18 protein-coding genes are annotated in these 16,459 nt (G+C 66.0%); 11 read left to right on the plus strand and 7 right to left on the minus strand.

Features of this window, described 5'->3' with window-relative positions:
- Positions 1–347 precede the first annotated feature (347 nt).
- Positions 348–605: a hypothetical protein gene (locus ABZW96_RS15905; RefSeq protein WP_355075166.1), complete on the plus strand. Its 258-nt coding sequence runs from the start codon at positions 348–350 to the stop codon at positions 603–605.
- Positions 606–929: 324 nt separating this feature from the next.
- On the opposite strand, the gene ABZW96_RS15910 is transcribed toward ABZW96_RS15905, so the two are convergent.
- The gene (locus ABZW96_RS15910) at positions 930–1,289 is read right to left on the minus strand and encodes a hypothetical protein (protein ID WP_355075168.1); all 360 of its coding nucleotides are present in this window, start codon (positions 1,287–1,289) and stop codon (positions 930–932) included.
- Positions 1,290–1,903: 614 nt separating this feature from the next.
- Positions 1,904–2,125 (minus strand): hypothetical protein, encoded by a 222-nt coding sequence (locus ABZW96_RS15915; protein ID WP_355075170.1) that lies wholly within the window; start codon positions 2,123–2,125, stop codon positions 1,904–1,906.
- A gap of 247 nt (positions 2,126–2,372) precedes the next feature.
- Here ABZW96_RS15915 and ABZW96_RS15920 point away from each other — a divergent pair, with 247 nt between their 5' ends.
- Together ABZW96_RS15920 and ABZW96_RS15925 are read left to right on the plus strand one after the other, a co-directional pair.
- Positions 2,373–3,854 (plus strand): phospholipase D-like domain-containing protein, encoded by a 1,482-nt coding sequence (locus ABZW96_RS15920; protein WP_355075172.1) that lies wholly within the window; start codon positions 2,373–2,375, stop codon positions 3,852–3,854.
- 449 nt (positions 3,855–4,303) lie between these two features.
- Positions 4,304–5,143, plus strand: coding sequence for an alpha/beta hydrolase (locus tag ABZW96_RS15925; RefSeq protein WP_355075543.1), 840 nt, complete (start codon positions 4,304–4,306; stop codon positions 5,141–5,143).
- 327 nt (positions 5,144–5,470) lie between these two features.
- On the opposite strand, the gene ABZW96_RS15930 is transcribed toward ABZW96_RS15925, so the two are convergent.
- Both ABZW96_RS15930 and ABZW96_RS15935 read right to left on the minus strand, forming a co-directional pair.
- Positions 5,471–5,662, minus strand: coding sequence for a hypothetical protein (locus ABZW96_RS15930; RefSeq protein ID WP_355075174.1), 192 nt, complete (start codon positions 5,660–5,662; stop codon positions 5,471–5,473).
- A gap of 100 nt (positions 5,663–5,762) precedes the next feature.
- Complete coding sequence (locus tag ABZW96_RS15935; protein ID WP_062977773.1) at positions 5,763–5,960, minus strand: hypothetical protein; 198 nt, start codon at positions 5,958–5,960, stop codon at positions 5,763–5,765.
- A gap of 344 nt (positions 5,961–6,304) precedes the next feature.
- Here ABZW96_RS15935 and ABZW96_RS15940 point away from each other — a divergent pair, with 344 nt between their 5' ends.
- The 4 genes from ABZW96_RS15940 to ABZW96_RS15955 all read left to right on the plus strand — a co-directional run bounded on the left by ABZW96_RS15940 (position 6,305) and on the right by ABZW96_RS15955 (position 8,874).
- Positions 6,305–7,138, plus strand: coding sequence for a helix-turn-helix transcriptional regulator (locus ABZW96_RS15940; protein WP_355075545.1), 834 nt, complete (start codon positions 6,305–6,307; stop codon positions 7,136–7,138).
- The gene (locus ABZW96_RS15945) at positions 7,128–7,334 is read left to right on the plus strand and encodes a DUF397 domain-containing protein (RefSeq protein ID WP_355075176.1); all 207 of its coding nucleotides are present in this window, start codon (positions 7,128–7,130) and stop codon (positions 7,332–7,334) included. The genes ABZW96_RS15940 and ABZW96_RS15945 overlap by 11 nt, the downstream gene beginning before the upstream one ends.
- Before the next feature lie 227 nt (positions 7,335–7,561).
- Complete coding sequence (locus ABZW96_RS15950) at positions 7,562–7,927, plus strand: hypothetical protein (RefSeq protein WP_355075178.1); 366 nt, start codon at positions 7,562–7,564, stop codon at positions 7,925–7,927.
- A 32-nt stretch (positions 7,928–7,959) separates the two neighbouring features.
- Positions 7,960–8,874 (plus strand): aminoglycoside phosphotransferase family protein, encoded by a 915-nt coding sequence (locus tag ABZW96_RS15955; RefSeq protein ID WP_355075179.1) that lies wholly within the window; start codon positions 7,960–7,962, stop codon positions 8,872–8,874.
- A 127-nt stretch (positions 8,875–9,001) separates the two neighbouring features.
- Here ABZW96_RS15955 and ABZW96_RS15960 read toward each other — a convergent pair whose 3' ends face one another.
- Both ABZW96_RS15960 and ABZW96_RS15965 read right to left on the minus strand, forming a co-directional pair.
- Positions 9,002–10,141 (minus strand): DUF4041 domain-containing protein, encoded by a 1,140-nt coding sequence (locus ABZW96_RS15960; RefSeq protein WP_355075181.1) that lies wholly within the window; start codon positions 10,139–10,141, stop codon positions 9,002–9,004.
- Between the two features lie 35 nt (positions 10,142–10,176).
- Entirely contained in the window at positions 10,177–11,442 is a 1,266-nt protein-coding gene (locus tag ABZW96_RS15965; protein WP_355075182.1) for a hypothetical protein, read from the minus strand.
- 317 nt (positions 11,443–11,759) lie between these two features.
- On the opposite strand from ABZW96_RS15965, the gene ABZW96_RS15970 reads away from it, so the two are divergent.
- The 3 genes from ABZW96_RS15970 to ABZW96_RS15980 all read left to right on the plus strand — a co-directional run bounded on the left by ABZW96_RS15970 (position 11,760) and on the right by ABZW96_RS15980 (position 14,240).
- On the plus strand, positions 11,760–12,182 hold the full coding sequence (locus ABZW96_RS15970) for a hypothetical protein (RefSeq protein ID WP_355075184.1): 423 nt from the start codon (positions 11,760–11,762) through the stop codon (positions 12,180–12,182).
- A 336-nt stretch (positions 12,183–12,518) separates the two neighbouring features.
- Entirely contained in the window at positions 12,519–13,364 is an 846-nt protein-coding gene (locus tag ABZW96_RS15975) for an LLM class F420-dependent oxidoreductase (protein ID WP_355075185.1), read from the plus strand.
- A gap of 129 nt (positions 13,365–13,493) precedes the next feature.
- Positions 13,494–14,240 (plus strand): DUF6882 domain-containing protein, encoded by a 747-nt coding sequence (locus ABZW96_RS15980; RefSeq protein WP_355075187.1) that lies wholly within the window; start codon positions 13,494–13,496, stop codon positions 14,238–14,240.
- Positions 14,241–14,249: 9 nt separating this feature from the next.
- Here ABZW96_RS15980 and ABZW96_RS15985 read toward each other — a convergent pair whose 3' ends face one another.
- On the minus strand, positions 14,250–15,443 hold the full coding sequence (locus ABZW96_RS15985; RefSeq protein ID WP_355075189.1) for a hypothetical protein: 1,194 nt from the start codon (positions 15,441–15,443) through the stop codon (positions 14,250–14,252).
- A 426-nt stretch (positions 15,444–15,869) separates the two neighbouring features.
- Here ABZW96_RS15985 and ABZW96_RS15990 point away from each other — a divergent pair, with 426 nt between their 5' ends.
- Positions 15,870–16,454 carry a hypothetical protein gene (locus ABZW96_RS15990; protein ID WP_355075190.1) on the plus strand — a complete coding sequence of 195 codons (585 nt, stop codon included), beginning with the start codon at positions 15,870–15,872 and terminating at the stop codon, positions 16,452–16,454.
- The last annotated feature ends 5 nt before the right edge of the window (positions 16,455–16,459 follow it).

Below are 16,459 nucleotides of genomic sequence, written 5' to 3' on the forward strand. Positions count from 1 at the left end.
CGGACGCGCCTCGGATCCCCGCATCCGAACTCGACGCGCTGTGCGGCGAACTGGCGGCGGCGCTGCCAGGCTGAGGTAGATCGACTCAACCGCCAGTTTGCCGGACTGGACGACGCGCCGACCGCCGCACCGTTCTGCGCTCGGTGCTGATTGCGGCTCAGTTGCCGGGACAGGCGTCGCGGTCGTGGCTGGTGGGGTGGCCGTCCTTGTCGTACCACTGGCCGTTCGCGTTGCGGGTCCAGCCATGGAAAGCGATACCCGTTTCGCGTGGTCGACAAATTTCCCGGACCAGATGGTCGTACCATCATTCAAATGCGAGAATTACCCGAGTAGGAAGGAACCCGGTAATGCCCGAAAAAATCGGAGGAAAAACCTTCTACGCACCGGGTGAATACCCTGGCGACGATGATATCTCTCCCGAAGAGTTGGAGAAGATCAAAGCGGGATTCGCGGCCTGGAATGCCCGCCGCGACGCGGTACCACCAGAGAAGCGCAAGCATCTGCGCGACCGGTTCGGCGACGAGGACAAGCTGGGCACTGACGAGGAAGCTGCATACCTGGCCGAAGTGGAAGAGCGGAAAAAGCGCGGCGAGTACTGGGGGTGATCCTGCGAACCCGGTTTGGGGGCGTAAACGCGTCGGGTCGCTGGCCTGCTTATAGGACGGCGGCCATTCGCCGCCCCTACATCTGCACCATGTGCGGTCACGTCGTCTACACGCCGCGCGTCTTCGCGGACTGCGAGCACCCGACGACAGGGTCGACGTGAACCGATCAGTTGGTCAGATCAGAGTCGGCGGCTACTTGATGTCGTACGGAAGTGCGACTCAAACCGCGTGACAACAATTTTGGTGATTTTACTGTCGGCTTGTGGAACTGGCCCTCGCATAGGTGCCCGACTGCCGTCTGCCTCTGATCGAATGACGCAACCCTTATGTCGGCTTCGGCACAGAAGGCAGTCTTGAACCGGCCGACCGGCTCGGAGGCCTACACGAAGACTCCTTCGTGCCACCAGCGATCGGGTCGCTGAACCAGGGGCCGACCCGGCCCGCGCCGAGGACGCGTAATTCGCTCAGGTCGATGTTGTATCTCCGGTAGAGTGCGACGATTTCACACAATCCGCCTTCATCGACGGCTTCGAGATCGATGGTGAGGTACAAGGTGCGCACTCGTCCGTAGTACGACTCGACGCAAGCGATCTTGTCGAGCCACCCGAAGAACGCCGCCTCGTCCTCCGGCGAATAGTAGGTGACGCCGGTGGCCTCGATGACCACGGTGCCGATGTCGCTCACCGTGACTTCCCGCCTGGATACACGTTCGTATAACCACCTTTCTTCACCGTGAACCCTATCGGTGCGACCCGGACATCATCGAGTTCTGCAACCGAAAGTTTCACCGTGGCGTGCTGATCCGGGATACGTGCAGCACGCCGGGCGTTGCATTGATGTAGTGGTGGGGGCCGTCCCACGACGACCACATGCGCCGCACCTACGGCGACGACGACCTGAATTCGAAGGGGCGGAGTGACCAGCGCGAGACCGACGATGTGAGGTCGATCTTCGACCTGCTGTACATCGACTACACGCAGCGGCGCCGCGCCCACCGGTATATCGGGGGCGTACCGATTGGACTTTCGGAGGACATCGCCTTCACGATGCTGGAAGCGATACTCGCCGAACCCGGCTACGACCCCACCTCGGTATACACCCGCAGGTCTACCTGCAAATGTGTTCCCACGCAGCGACGCGTTGAAGTACGAGGCGACGCTTCGCGCAGCATAGGTGCGTCGCCGCGCCGACGGTACATCCGGAGTCGTGTGCGCCCCGGCGGCCCTTCGGAGACTTCGCGTCTTGCTCGAACCGATCCCACCCCGCCAGGCGTTGCGTGATCGGGACAGACAGGACTCTCATCCTGCGATATTTCGAATCGCCGCCAGCGCGTCGTTGATCTCGTCTTCGTAAAAGCCGGTTCGGTAGCGCGCTTCCTGGCTGCCCAGAAACTGAAAGGTGAGATCCAACAGGGGTGGCCACACGTCGGCGATGAACGTCGGCAGGTGCCGCACGAAGTCGCCGGTCGAGTCGGCCGCCTCCTCGTCGCCCCCCTCGCCTTCGGAGGCGACCACCCTCATTCGCGTATCCGGGTCCAGTTGGCGGGGCACGGAACGGACGAGTCGCTGCAGGCAGTCCTGGACCCCGGCATCCCAGCCCAAGGGAGTCAGGAGGTCTTCCCGAACATTCGCTATTCGAAGTCGCGGACCAGCAGGGCGGAACGGGATCGCGGTGACGATGCTCACCGAGAAGGCGAGCGACCGCGCAGTACTGTGGATCGGTCACCTGCGGTGCGGGTGTCCGGCTGGACGAGAGAACTGACTACCCATGAGCGACGAGCGACAAATCCTCATACCCGGCGAAACCTGCTGGCAGATCGCACGGGCCGACCGGCTGGCATGCATTGTCGACGCGGCGGACTATTTCCGCTTTGCCAAGTCCGCCATGTTGCAGGCCCGTAAACGCATTGTGCTGATCGGCTGGGATTTCGATACCCGGATCAAGTTCGAGCCGCAGGAGAAGACTCTCGAAGGGCCGAATCGGCTGGGTGAATTCCTGTCCTGGCTGCCGAAACAGCGACCGGATCTCGACATCTACCTGCTGAAGTGGAATGTCGGCGCGTTCGCGGCGATCGGCCGTGGGATGACACCGATCTTCGTCGTCAATTGGATGACCGATCGGCGGTTGCACTTGGAAATCGATGGCGCGCACCCGATCGGTTCAGCGCACCATCAGAAGATCGTGGTGATCGACGACGCGCTCGCCTTCTGCGGTGGTATCGACATGACCGTCGATCGCTGGGACACCAGCGACCATCGGGACGACAACCACTACCGAACCGAGCCGAACGGCAACCGGTACGGACCATGGCACGACGCGACCACCGCCGTCGACGGCGACGCGGCGAAGGTGATCGGCGAATTGGCCCGGGCCCGGTGGAAGGCGGCGACGGGACAGCAGTTGGCCGCGGTCGACGAGATCGCCGGTGACACGCTGTGGCCGGACGGGTTGGAGCCGACGATGCGGTCTGTGGATGTCGGTATCGTGCGCACCTTCCCCGAGCTCGCCGACCGCGCCGAAGTCAGGGAGGTCGAGGCGCTGTATCTGGCGGCGATCGCGGGCGCCACGCGGTCGTTGTACATCGAGAGCCAGTACCTGGCCTCGCGCACTCTCGCCGAGGCGATCGCCGCGCGGCTACGTGAGCCGAATGGTCCGGAGATCGTGCTGGTACTGCCGCGTCACGCCGATGGCTGGCTCGAGCAACAGGCGATGGATGGGGCTCGCCGCCGCTTACTCCATCTGTTATGGAAGGCCGATACCGAAAACCGGTTCGGTGTCTACTACCCCGTCACCGAGGCGGGCGCGCCGATCTACGTCCACGCCAAGGTGCTGGTGGTGGACGATCGGCTGCTGCGGGTGGGATCGTCGAACCTCAACAACCGCTCGATGGGCTTCGACACCGAATGCGACCTGGCAGTCGAGGTCACCCCCGCCACCGAGGAAGGTGACCTGCTGCGGGACACCATCCTCGGTATCCGGCGCCAGCTGATCTGCGAACATCTCGATGCCGAACCCGCGAAGTTCGACGCCACACTCGCCGAGACGTCGTCGCTGCTGCGCACGGTCGAGGTCCTGCGCGGCAACGGCCGGACCCTGGTGCGGTTCGAGCCGGGGACCGTCGAGGACGAAGACAGCCCACTGGCGGACAACGAACTGTTGGATCCCGAACGCACGCCACCGCGCCTGCGGGACAACCCGTTGCTGATCCGGGGTATCCGCAGGCTGAAGACAGCGGTGGGGGTGCGCTGACCGCGGATCGCAACGACCAACCGCCGAACATCGTTCCAGATGCGGTGACGGCGGTCGGCGGCACGCCTATGACGTTGCGCAGCAATTGAAATCAGCATCGGTAGCGTTGGACCGTGAGGTTCAAGCGATATTCGGCACCAGGAAGGGGAGTGCCGCCGATACTTATCGCGAGGGATGGGACGACATGCAGGACGGCGCGATAAGGCATGGGACGCGCTCACCGGCCTGGCCTCGAAGCTCGGCGTCAGTGTGTCGACGCTGCAGAATCCGGACAGCTCCAACGCGGCGCCGATCATATTTTGAACGCACGGTAATGCCGATCCCGGGTGATTGGGGAGTGTGGACGCGATCTCGGCTGCACCGATGATTTTCGGGTGAATCTGTCGTCGATACCTCTGGAGATGCCGACAGATAGGAGTCCAGGCATGACGAGACCGTTTCGGTTGGGCATGACGTCGGTGCGGGCGAACGGTGTGGATCTCGGCATCGAGAGCTTCGGTCGCGAGGACGATCCGCTGGTCCTGCTGGTCGGCGGCACGACGATGTTGTCCTGGCCTGAGGTGCTGTGCGAGCGGCTCGCGTCGGGCGGGCGGCGGGTGGTCCGCTACGACCTGCGTGACTCCGGCGCGTCGACGACCCTCGACCCGGAGAATCCGGCCTACGACCTGCGGGATCTCGCCGCCGACGCGGCCGCGCTGGTCGGGGTGCTCGGCGCCGGGACCGCCCACCTCGGTGGTGTCGGCGTCGGCGGGATGGTCGCTCAGGTCGCCGCGCTGGACCACCCGGAGGTGTTCTGCGCACTGACTCTCGTCAGCACTCGGCCGGTGGCGCCGGGCCCGGTCGACGAGGACCTGCCCGACCACGACCGCGCGGTCATGGGCGCGCTGTTCTCCCACCCACGGCCGGACTGGACCGACCGAGATGCTGTCGCAACGTTCGCCGCCGAGGGCGCCGCGCTGATGGGCAACGATCCGCAGCAGGCGCGGGCGACGGCGGCCCGGATCTGGGATCGGACACCGTCGAGCGATCCCGCGGTGCACCAGGCGAACCAGCTCGGGATGGTGTTCTCCCGGATCGACTGCGCCCCGCGCTGGCGGGAGCGGCTCGGTGAGCTCGACGCGCCCACGCTCGTGGTGCACGGTCGCGCCGACCCGTTCTTCCCGGTCGGTAACGGTGAGGTCCTCGCCGCCGAAATCCCGGGGGCGCGACTGCTCGTCCTCGACGACATGGGTACCGCTCTGCGTCCAGCGGCGGCCGACCAGGTCGCTGCCGCCATGCTCGCCCTGTAACCGCCCGGCTGGGAGGCATCCTGAGCCAGCGGCACGCACCATAATGCCGCTGATCGCGCTGACCGAACCGGCCCGGCGCGGCACCTCGGAAGATCAACGAGCAGAAGTGCGCGTCCGACGCTGGCCGATCGCACCCTCATGCCGAGTACAGGGCGTCCGCAGGAGCGTGTACACGACCTCGACCGCACCGATGAATTTCGGGTGGCTCCCTCGTCGAATGGAGTGTCGGACTCGAGGCGTCGCTTGCTGATGCCGAAAAGGACAAGATGCGCACACGTGGGGCTCGGCCTGCGCTCCGGCGCCAGCGGAAGGCGGCGAGGAGCTCGCCTATCCCGTCGGTGCGTGCCATCGCGTCGACAACTGGCATCCCACCGCGAACTCTTCGGCGTCGCGCAGCGCTCTGCCCGCGATGAGGTCCAGTTCGAGCGAGTCGTCGCCGTATCCGGTTGTCGCCGCGATCATCTGGCGGGCGGTGGACCGGATCGCCGACTTGTCGCCGGTCACTGTCCAGCGGTTCACGGCAGGCACGTGGATGAGCCAGTGTGGGCCGCAGCAGTGCACTGTGACGCGGTAGTGGCGCACGGTCACGGCCTTCGCGCTCGGACGGCCCGATGGCGGGTCACTCGGTCCACGACAGGGCTTCGGTGAGGGTCACCGGAGGCGGGGGAGGGGTCGGCACCCCGCCTCCGGGACGTTCGGGTGTGTCGGCCCACTGCCGCAGCGCGTCGGCGTAGCGCTCGAGCACGGGCAGCGGCACGCCCTTGTAGGGGGCGCGAGCCCGTGGGAACGGAACGCGTTGCGGTAGTGCGTTGGTCATGTGTCCTCCCGCTGTCCAAGTGGCGGCGAACGGGGAGTCACGCCGCGCCGATCTCGCGGTCAGTGGAGCACCGGATGCGGGCCGTATGGATATTCCCGCGCGAATTCGCGACAGAAAGTGGCGAAAGCCCTGGACACCTTCCAGCGACCCTGCACAATAGCCCCCGGTGGGGCGAAAGACCGCCCTCCACAATGACTTTCGGAACATTCCAGTCAGTGGGTGTGAATATTCCACGGAAGGGAGCAAACAGCATGGGGGAGAGCGATGCGGGCGCCGGTATTCGGCAGCTCAAAGCCGACATTCGCGGGACGGGAGGCGTTCCACACCGCAGCCTCGGCCGCTGCCTGCGCGGCATGAGGCAGGAGGCGGGGTTGTCCATCGAAGTGGCGGCGCGGGCCATCGGGCGCGGAGCGGGGACGCTGCACCGTTTGGAAACCGGTGCGCCGAACGTGGTCGTCCGGGAGGAAGATCTACGGCGGCTGTGCAGGCTGTATCAGCGGGTGGACATGCTGCCGGTGTTGAAATCGCTCGCTGCACAGGGGCGGACGCCGTCGTGGTTGGACGAGTTTCCCGATCAAGTGAATCCGACATTCAACGCCTACGTGCAGATGGAGGCGGCAGCGTCTCATATCACTGTCTATCGCCCCGATATGGTGCCCGGACTGTTTCAGACTCCGGACTACGCGCGGGCGCTGGATCGTGTCTACTTTCCGATGGACACCGCAGAGGAGATCGAGCGTCGCGTCCGAGTGCGGCGTAACAGGCAAGCGTTGATCTGTCGTGACTTCTCGCCGCTGGCAGCTGTGCTCGTGCTGGACGAGGCAGTGACCAGGCGAGTCGTCGGCAGTCCACGCGTGATGTCGACGCAGCTGCGCCACCTGGCCGGTCTGCCGCCGAATGTTCGCGTGCAGGTGCTTCCTTTCGGGGCAGGCTTCCCGCTGGGAGTCTCGACCGGTCCCTTCACGATCCTGGATTTCGCCGGTGACGGAGGGGGTCGGCCGCTGGAGCCGCCGGTGGTCTATGTCGAGAGCTACACAGGCAACATCTACCTGGAGCGCACCGGCACCGTGCGTCGGTACCGAGCTGGATTCGAGGTAATCCAGCGAGTAGCTTTGGATGTGCCGAATAGCAAACGCCTACTGCGGCAGGTAGCGAAGGAGTTCGACTGTGTCCGTTGATCTATCCGGAGCGCACTGGTTCAAGAGCACCCGTAGTGCTGCTGGAAACGACTGTGTCGAGATCGCGCATCTGGACGGCGGGCGCGTGGGGGTTCGTGACTCGAAGAATCCTCACGGTGGGGCGTTGGTGTTCACGCCCTCGGAGTGGGATGCGTTTCTGTCGGTCGCGCGGGGCGGCGAGTTCGACCGATCTTGAGCTCCGCCTGCTCGATCGCCGGTGTTCATCGAGGACCGCAGTAGGTACGCTTCTGCGGCCAGCAGTACTTCCGAGGCCGAGGGGTTCGACGGATATCGTGCGCTACATCGGCTGCGTCGGCGGGTCGGGGGACCTGCCGACCTCCTCGCGCAGTGCACCGCCGATAGCAATGATCGACGGTGTCTTCGGCATCGGCACCGCATACATTTCATGACGCGGCGAGACCGATGAGTACACCGATTCCGCCGCGAACGTTGACCGACCTCGAAACCAGTGTCGCCATGAAGCTGCTGTCGTCGGGCGACCCCTGCGCCTCCGAGTACCGGGCGCAGGTGCCGTATTCGCAGGTCGTCGCCACCTGGGGCATCGGTTCACCCAGCATCGATCTGGCGGTGCGGGCCGGTGCGGTGCGAGCATCCGGTTCGCCGGACGGGATCTTCGCCAGCGGAGGGGTCACCGACCGCAACGGATCACCGATCGGCGAGGTCATACTGTGGGTCGAGGACGGCTGGCTCAGCGGAATCGAGTACGCCTGGTATACGGACGAACGCCCGCTCGCGCTGCCCGAGCCCGGTCGAATCGAGCTTCTGTAGCGCGAGATGATGATTGGGCCATATTGAGCCGCATGCCGCACACCGAGATCGAGATCACCGCGGAGTTGGTGCGGGATCTGCTGCGTGACCAGCACCCCGACCTAGCCGACCGCCCTGTGCGGCTCGGCGCGCGTGGCTGGGACAACCAGCTGTGGCGGCTCGGCGACGACCTGGCCGTCCGATTGCCTTGGGCGACAGAGTCCGCCGACGCGTTGCTGCGCAAGGAATACACCTGGCTGCCTGACCTCGCTCCGCGTCTTCCGCTGCCGGTTCCCGTTCCGCAGCGCTTCGGTGAGCCCTCCGAACGGTTTCGGCGGCCGTGGATCGTCACGACCTGGGTGCAGGGCGAGGCTGCCGACCGAGCTCCCGTCACCCACGGCGCGAAGGCTGCCACCACCCTGGCCGCCTTCCTGAGGGCACTTCATCAACCTGCCCCCGAGCACGCGCCCGAAGGCCGCGACCGGGGAGGGTCGCTGGCCGGTTGTTCCGACAGGTTCGCCGAGCAGCTCGCAGCAGTCACCGAGTTAGGACTGATCGCCGATCCTGACGCCGTCCGCGCGGTCTGGGAAGACGCTGTCGCCGCACCGGATTGGGACGGCCCGGCGCTGTGGCTGCACGGCGATCTGCATCCGGCCAACGTCCTCACCGCGGATGGCGCGATCTGCGGGGTGATCGACTTCGGCGACCTCTTCGCCGGCGATCCGGCTTTCGATCTCGCTGCCGCGTGGATTCTGCTGCCCGACGGTGCCACCGACCGCTTTCATGAGGCCTACCAGTCGTCCATGGATACGGCGACTCTGCGGCGCGCCCGCGGATGGGCAGTGTTACGCGCCTTCGCGGGCACCCTCATCGCAGACGCCGGGGTCCACGGCCGCCCTGGCGGCAAGCCGACATGGGGTCCACCCGCCCAGGCCGCACTGCGACGCCTCATCGCCACCCATCGCTGATCGTGCGCGTGCCCCGACGCTTCAGGAGACGGTGACGAATAGCGCAGGGTCGCCTGCTGGCCTTTCTGGGGCTTTTGTCCCTGGTACGTGCTCGGTGCGGACAACCGAGCGACATCCGCTCGAAGGTTCACTCGCGACGGTGGGGCCAGTACCGCTTGGATTGAAAGTATTGTGTGGCTTCAGGAGAGTCGTTGTAATCGAGTAGATTGCCGACCTTCTTGGCCAGTACTCGGCGTACTTCTTCCGGGCTGGCGAAGAAGAACTCCCGGCGGGGGTTCGCGTGGTTCAGTCGCGCCGAAGCGAACTCTTTGTGCAGTTCGCTTTCGAGTGTGACTGCATCGTCGGAGAAGTACACGGCGTGGACGTCGAACGGGAACGGGACGGATGCGCCGCCCAGTTCGCGGACTCGGTCGAGTGGTTCGAGTCGACGAGTCAGCCCGATCTTGGGGCCGAAGGCGCCGATGTTGGAGATGACGTAGACGTAGCCTGCGCGGATGTTCGCTGCACGGTAGTCGTTCTGCGCGATCGCCTCGGTGATGCGGGTGAGCTGATCTTCGATATCCCGAGTGTCTTGTCCGGCGGCGGTGAGCCGTTGCAGCACGGCGCGGTAGTGTGCTTGCTCTTTCTCGAGTCGCTCGCGTTCGGCGGCGAGTTCTTGTTCGACTTTGCGTTCCTCGCGCAAGCGCTCGCGTTCCTCGCGGGCGGCTTCTCGTTCTTCCTGCACCTTCATCATGTAGTCGGCGGTGAGTTCGAGTTCCTTTATCCGCAGCGCATGGTACGCGGTGGAAACGTGCATTTGCATTGCCGCGCCGAGCTTTTCGATGTCTTTGGCGGCCTTGTCGAGTCGCCGTTTGGCGGTGTCCAGGTTGCCGGCGCGTATGGTTCGCACGCAGTTTTCCGCTTCGGCGTTGTATGCCCGCAACATGAGCTTGGAAAGGTCAGCGGTCAACCGGCGGCCCTCGGCGAGGGAGTTGTTGAAGCTGAACTTCTTGGCCACCACGATGGCCTCGCTGGTCTTCACGGCTTCTCGCACGTCGGCGCGCAGCTCGGCGAGGGCTTGTTTGTAGCTGTCGGCGTTCTCCAAGGGGTGGTGGTACTCGTAGATTCCCACCTCTTGAAGCACCAGTGCGTCGTCCACGGTGATGAGCCGGGGATCGTTCAGCGGAGGCGGTGCACCGGCTGTGGTCGGGTGGGCTTGCAGTTGTGCGGTGAGTTCTTGGATGCGGTCTTGGAGGTCGGCGGACTCGCGTTCCTTGACGATCAGCATCTTGCGCAGTGCGACGATCGCGGCTTGGGGGTCGTTCATCCGCGCACTCCGTGGTTTGCCATGGGCACCAGCCCGTAGGGGTTCTTCGATACCGCGGCCGCGAGGTGAGTCAGAGTTGCTGTCGACTCCACGCGTGCGAGGTCGATCGGCAGGAAATCTGCCCGGTCGGTGGCCAGACGGACGAGATCGATTCGGGTGTCGTGGCCGGTCGCGGCGTCGACGGTGTCGACAGCGACGGTGAGTGCGATGCTGTCGATGATTTCTTCGCGATCGGCTTCGAACACTTCGTGTGCTGTCCGCAGCGCGGTCTGCGCGATCGCTGATGCGTAGCGACGTTTGACTTCAGCCGCAGGCAGCGCAGTTGCGGTGATTTCATCAGTGGTTTTGTTGTAGCGGAACGCTTTTGTTGTCGGGAACGCGTCAGGGTGCGGAGCCAGGACTGTGACGTGCAACTCGCGGTCGCCGGCGTCGAAGGAGTGCTCGTAGGTCACCTCGAACGTCTCGGGATAGACCGAGTTGGCCAGCACGATGCCGACGTATTCGTCCATTGCGTCGGATCGACGCTCCCGTAGTCCGGCGATCAGCCGATCCAGCCGCGCGTTCGATTCTTCGACCTGTCGGCGGCGCTCGGTGCTTGCTTGCTCGAGCCGGCGCCGAGCATCGCCGAGCTCTGCAACACGCGAGGCTTCCTGCTGCCGCCAACGGGCACGTAGTTCTGCGTTCGCGGCGCAGATTCGGGCGAATGTCAGCTGCCACTGCTGCACGACGTTCAGGTATTCCCGTTGCGCCGCCTCCAGTTGTGTCGCGCGCCTGCGGTTGCCGCCGAGGGCGCCGCTGAGACCTGTTGGCGGCGCGGGTGGGACGAAGATCGGGTGATCCGGCAGCGCGTGGTAGCGGGGAGCCGGTGTTGGAGTGAGCAATTCGGGACGATCGAACGGAAGGTCTGTGGCCTGTTCGCGCAGCGACTCGAGGTCGACCCAGTCATCGACTTCCAGCGTGGCGTCCAGTAGGTGGTCGATCGCGTCGTAGGTGGCGGCGAGCTGCGCGTTCTTCTCTTCGGCCTCTGCCTCACGGGCCGCGATGTGGGCGAGTTTCGCAGCCTTCTCTGCTGCCGCGCGGTCGGCGGCCGAGGCACGCATGGCCGCGGCCGCGGCTCGTTGCTGCTCCCGCGCGAAGCGTTGCGCCTCCCTGACAGCCGTGTTGTGCGCGCGCATCGCTGCCCGTTGCTGCTGCGCCTGCCGCTGCTGTGCCAGCCTCTGCTGGTGTTGCAGTTCCGCGAAAAACCCCCTGCGCCGCGCCACCCGAGCTACACCCCTCTTCCCGATACTCGACATGAACCGGCCGGACAACCCCGGCCCGCAGTTACTGTCCGCGACAGAACCAATCCCGTTACAGACGCCACACTCTGGCTTTTCCAGCTATCAGCGCTCGAGCTTCGGCTCGTGATCCCTTCGGGTCGATGCTGTATCTGCGGTACATGTCGTGCGGCGTAACGACTAGAGGTTGATCACGGATAAGACGTGCAGCCGGGCCGGTGTTCTCGAACTCCCGGTACCGAGGCCCGGCGGCCGTGTATCCGGGCATGTCGATCAGTGTGCAGACTCAGAGGGGAAAGATCATGCGCTCAGTTACCAAATTGGCCACGACCGCCGCTGCCGCCGTAGTGGCCTGCGCCCCGGCGTTCGTCTTCGCCGGTACCGCCTCGGCCGAGGCCGTCAACCTCCCGGTGCTCTACACCACGGCGACAGAAGCGGGCCTGTGCTACGGCACGATTCGCGGGAACGTGGACCAGGACTCCTCCCAGGGACTTCACCTCACCAGCGCCTTCGAGGGCATCGGCACCTGCGCCACCACCGCCTACGTCTCCTGGCACAACGTCGACACCGGCGCGCGGGGGAACACCACGATCAAGCTGGTCGGCTCCTGGTACAACTCCGCCACCATCCCCTCCGGCCCCGGCCACGTCGAGTTGTCCGTCACCACAAAGGAAATCTTCCACTCGCCCGATTCGGTTCAGGTGCAGTACGTCATTCCCGGATGATCGGCAGCTACCGCGCAGCAGTCGCGGCGGATCTGCGCAAGCCCGCCGATGGTGACGCGGCGCCGAACCCACGGTTCGTCCGCTCCGGCAGCAGAAGCCGCCGATAGCGCAGGCATCGTTCCTACCGGCTAGCCGCCCGTTCTTTCCACGAGGTCGGCGCTTCGGTGGGCGCAACGTCAGCACCGGCTTCGCTTGCCTGGGCGGCCGCAGCCTTGGTGTGGTGGCGAATCCTGGTGGCACGCCGCTCGGCGGAGCCGGGATCGCGCTGTGCCCGACTCCGGTCCGTCACGGGGCGGCGCGTTGTCGACCTCGGGTTCGGCAGGTAACTTCGAGCAAATGGATGCTGGCGTAGCCTACTTCCCGACCCACGACGGCCTCGGGCCCGCGGAGCTCGCTCGAACCGTCGAGGACCGCGGCCATCGGTGGCTGATGTGGGCCGAGCATACGCATATTCCGGCGGCGCGGGAGACACCCTGGCGCGGCGAGGAGGGCGCGCCGCCGCTACCGCGAAAATACGCGCACACTTATGACCCTTTCGTGGCGAGCGCCTACGCATTGGGCGTCACGAAAGCGCTGCGGGTCGGGACCGGTATCGCGCTCGTGGCCCAGCGCGACCCGATCATCACCGCCAAGGAGGTCGCGTCGCTCGATCATCTGTCCGGCGGGCGATTCGACTTCGGCATCGGCGCAGGCTGGAACCGTGAAGAGATGGCGAATCACGGCACCGATCCACGGACCCGGATGAAGCGCATGGGCGAGTACGTCCGAGCGATGAAGGTGATCTGGACGCAGCACGAGGCCTCGTTCGACGGCGAATTCATCTCTTTCGACCGGATCTGGAGCGACCCCAAGCCGATCCAGCGGCCGCACCCGCCGATCCTCGTCGGAGGCGGCGGGCCGACGGTGCTGGATCGCGTGCTCGAATACGGCGACGCGTGGATGCCCAATCACGGCCCTGGGATCATCGAGCGGATCACCGAGCTGCGCGAGCGGGCCGATCGCCCGATCGACGTCGTCGTGATGGGCGCCCCCGTCGACGACCTCGAGGCTCTCGAAGCCTATGCGGAAGCGGGAGTCGACCGCGTGCTCTTCTGGTTGCCGTCGGCACGCCGGAGCGTCGTCGAGCGCGAACTCGATCGGGTCGAGGCGACGATGGCCGAGTTGCACGACCGCCCGGTGTGAAGTCGGAGGTGGAGTCGCCCCGGTTTCCTACCGCACCCGTTGCCGGGACGGCCGCCCGCTCGGGCTGAGCCCGGCACGACAGCCGGTCCGGAAGCGGAGCGATGGCTCCGCGTTGACTACGCTGACGCGGTGTCCCAATCCGTGCCACTGACGAGACTTCTCGATGACGCGGGCTTGCTGTCGCTCGAGCACCGCCTGCACCTCGAGGAGGTGCTCGGCGCACACGTGTTGGAGGCCGACCTGGACGGACGTCGGCTCGAATTCCTCGGTGACGAAGGCTCCTTCGTGTGCACCGACGTCCACCTGCTCGGAACGGCGGATGCCGACACGTGGCTGTGGGGATGGGTCAACCCCTGGGGCTACCCGCCGTCGCTGCTGCGCGCGGCGGAGACCGTGCGCGAGTTCGGGTCCCGCTACCGTGTCGCCGAATTGTGTTCGGCCGAACTGCCCGTGGTCCTCGGTGGCGCGGCGCCGGAGCCCTATCAGGTGGCCGGCTTGATGGCGGATGCCGCGAAGATCGTTTGCGGGCGCTGGAACTCCTACTGCGGTGTCATCGATGGCGCCTGCGTGGCGTTCCTCATCGACCACCCGGCCTTCGAGTTGCCCGCGCCCACTCCCTCCGGCCTCGCTCGCGTGCTGGCGCACGGCTTCGGTGCACTGCCACTGACGGATCACCGGCGTGCCGTGTACAGCTACCTCACCCGGCGGGGACTGAACACCGAATTCCTCGACGACTACCGGTTGCTGGAATTCGGCGACGACGGTCTCGCCGGCGAGGTCGAGTTCGACGCTTCGGGCCGGATCGCGAACCTCGATATCCGGATCGTCATGGACGGGATCGACGCACCCTTCGAATCGCAGCCCCAGCCGGCGTGATCCGACCGGTCAGGTCGGCGGGAACTGTTGCTCGAACCAGCCGAGGATCTCGGGGACGGCTATCCGGGCCGTTCCGGCGTGGTCCACGTCGCCCAGGTCCCGCAGCGTGGCGTTGCCGCTGCCGAGAGTTTGCAGGCAGTGCTCGGCATTCGGAAACGGCACGGCGCGATCGCCGCGGGCAGCGTAGAGGTGAACGGGTACCCGCGGCGTCCAGTCGCAGGTGCCGTCGCTCTCGGCGATAGCCGCCGCGGTGGCGCCGGTCGGCTCGGCGGCGGACTGGACGAACCGGGGGGCCAGCAATTGTCCGGGGGTGGGCGCCAGCGAGGTCACGATGGTGATCTCGGTGTGGAAGCCGTCGAAGAGTTCTTCGACTTTGTCGGCGTAGGGCTGCTGGAAGGCCTCGGTCGGGTCGTCGTAGAGGTGGTGGATCCGGTTCATGGAAGTGATCCAGTAGGAGAGGAAGAGCACCGCCGCGCCCGGTAGGACCCGCCCGTCCAGTGCGGCGGGCGCCTGGACGCGCCGTAGGTCGTAGGGTCCGCTTATCGGGGCCAAGGCAGCCACCCCGAAACCCGGGATCGCGCCGGAGGCCAGCGCTTTCCCGAGCGCCATCGCGGCGTGGCCGCCTTGGGAGAAGCCGGTCACCAGCACGTCCGGATCGAGCTCTCGGAGCTGCTGGGCCACGAGGGAAGCGGTCGCGCGCAACAGGTCGGCCGAAGCGCTGACCTCCGAAGGCGCATGGGTGTAGGGATGCGTTCCCGGACCGTTCCCGAGGCCCAAGTAGTCCGGTGCGGTCGCCGCGTAGCCCGCGGCGGCGAAGGCCACCGTACGTAGCCGATCGGGGAGGTTGCGGGTGTCGACCGACGGCGCGTCGCTCTTCAGCGTCATGGTTCCGTGCTCGTAGCTGACCACCCGCAGCCGCCGGGAGTCCGTGCGCGGCAGCGCCACCAGCCCGCTGGCGGTGGTCGGGTCGCCGTGCGGGGTGATCGTCCGGTACTCGATGCGGAAGGCGTCGACGCCGTTGCGCACCGGAGTGGAGATTCCACCGTTGGTCAACAGCGCGGCGGTCTGCTCGGGCGGCAGACTCAGCAGGGGCGTCGTGGAAACGATCTCACCGCGGGCGGGCGGCGGTTCGTGTTCGGTCCCGCATCCGGCGGCTGCCAACAGGACGACCACCGCGACCAGGCAGCGCCTCAGACGGTACATCCGTCGGTCCTCTCGACGATCATCGGCTTCGTTCCATCATCGCGCGTACGCGTACAGGTCGTCGGGCGGTGCGGCCGAGCCGCCGGGATCTGGGGGTGGTTTCGGGTCTCGTGGAAGGCTCGAAGTTCGCGGCGGGCGGAGGGAAGCCGCTCCGATCGTCCGCATCCCCCGCGTCCGGTGCCTGGTCGTAGCTGATCCGGCCACACGCAGTTCACCCGACCGTTAAGTAAATGGCTGTTTCAAGCAATATAGGGCTATCTACCAGTCCAGAGAAGCGATATGTTATGAATCATTATCGTCGACTGTGGTAGTTCGGTGTGGTTGCTACCCGGTCGGCGTGAGGTTGTCGACGCTACTCGGCCGACGCCGTCCGGGCGGCGTCGACACCCCATCGCGGCTGATCGAGGGACTACCCGAGGAGTGGGCATGAGCACGCCGACGGCGAGCGCGACTACCGAGATCTACTTTCGCGCGGCGGCCGCGACCCTGGTCGAGGCCGCGACGGTGCTTGCGGACTTCGGATGCTCGCCGGTGGATGTCTCCGGGATACTCGAGCGCTCGCGCCGAGTCGAGCACGCGCTCGGCGTGGTTATCGGCAACTTGACCGCCGCGCTGGAGTCCGAGCCCGTGGCCGCTGACGGCGCGAAATTGTCCGAACTCGGGCGGGCGCTCGGCCGCGTCGTCGAACGGATCCGGGCGGCAGCCGCGCTCGCGGACGCCCACCTCGTCACGTCGGTGCCGGACGAGGTGCTCGAAGTCGTGATGACGATAGGTCGCTGCGCGCATCTCACCGCCGCTGCGCTGGGCGCGTGCGACCAACCGCTGCTCGGGTCATATCGCGCCGAGTTGCTGCGTCTCGCGGTGCACGCCGAGCGGACGTTCACCCGGTGGTCGCTGTCGCGGCCACGGACCGGCGCGAACCCGACGGCGGAACTCGGCAAGGCGCTCGTCTCGGTCGTGCACGCGTTCCTGGCGGTCGGATGCGCGGCCGCGATCGTGATAAGGGCGTGAACGCT

Origin of the sequence: Nocardia sp. NPDC004168 (genome assembly GCF_040610355.1) — a bacterium.
In the GTDB taxonomy this organism is placed as follows: domain Bacteria; phylum Actinomycetota; class Actinomycetes; order Mycobacteriales; family Mycobacteriaceae; genus Nocardia; species Nocardia sichangensis.